The sequence below is a fragment of the Luteibacter sahnii genome (assembly GCF_034063545.1).
Taxonomy (GTDB): domain Bacteria; phylum Pseudomonadota; class Gammaproteobacteria; order Xanthomonadales; family Rhodanobacteraceae; genus Luteibacter; species Luteibacter sahnii.
In genome coordinates, this window is record NZ_JAQLOK010000024.1 from 1 (window position 1) to 865 (window position 865).

Here is an 865-nt window from a genome sequence, read left to right on the forward strand (position 1 = left end):
TCACCGTGACGTTCGATAATCCGGAGGATGCGAAACACTATCGCATCGAAATGAAAGCGCTGTATCAGAACCAGCAGTATGAATGCGGTTTCATCGACCCGCTCCGTGGTGGCAGCTTCATTTATCCAGAAGAAACTGTCAGCTTTATAAATGAAAGCGATAATCCAGCCAAATCGAACTATTCCATTTATATCGACCGTTACAAAAGACAAAGCTGCAACTGGGAACTCGCCACGCCTTACTTTCGTGTCCGAAATATTTCCACAAGAATTTGGGCGACAAATGACTGGGGATCGCAACAAGATCTTACACCAGGATCGACTTACAGCCTTACTTGCGTATTCACGTCTAGCAAATTTCCGCAATCATGCTACGGAAGGCGTCCCATACCGAACTTAAAAGGGCATCGCATACCTATTCACGTAAGCGTTTCGGCAGAATCATCCTATTTACGTGAGCAGCCAAAAAGCTTCTTCCGATCGGAAAATTTTGTAAAACCTATAACAGAAATTCAATTAAAATCCTTAGACAAATAGAAGAGATTTTCCAGGGAGGCGGAAATGAGTAAGAGCTCAGAACAGCATGCTTTCATCGCAGCAAAGATTTACAATCACCCAAGATTCGGCCAAGATTTACAAAGCAACACCTCTAATTACTCAGTGATCTACGTATCACCCAGCTCCGCCACGAATTATTATGGGGCGGTCTTAAAAAATGAAGCGACGGGTGAGTTGGTCGTGGTCAACAAGGGCACCGAGCCCTCGAATATTCACGACATCCAGGCCGACATCGCTATGATCGCGATGAACATGCCGAGCCAGTGGCCCGAAGCGGCGAATACGATGCGATGGGCGCTGGATTACGC

2 protein-coding genes are annotated in these 865 nt (G+C 46.2%); both read left to right on the forward strand.

Translation table 11 applies throughout. From position 1 onward, the window contains the following. Positions 1-536 (forward strand): hypothetical protein (locus PI246_RS18375; protein WP_320552774.1); only part of this gene is annotated, 536 nt, incomplete at its 5' end. Positions 537-560: 24 nt separating this feature from the next. Further along, positions 561-865 (forward strand): hypothetical protein (locus tag PI246_RS18380; RefSeq protein WP_320552775.1); only part of this gene is annotated, 305 nt, incomplete at its 3' end.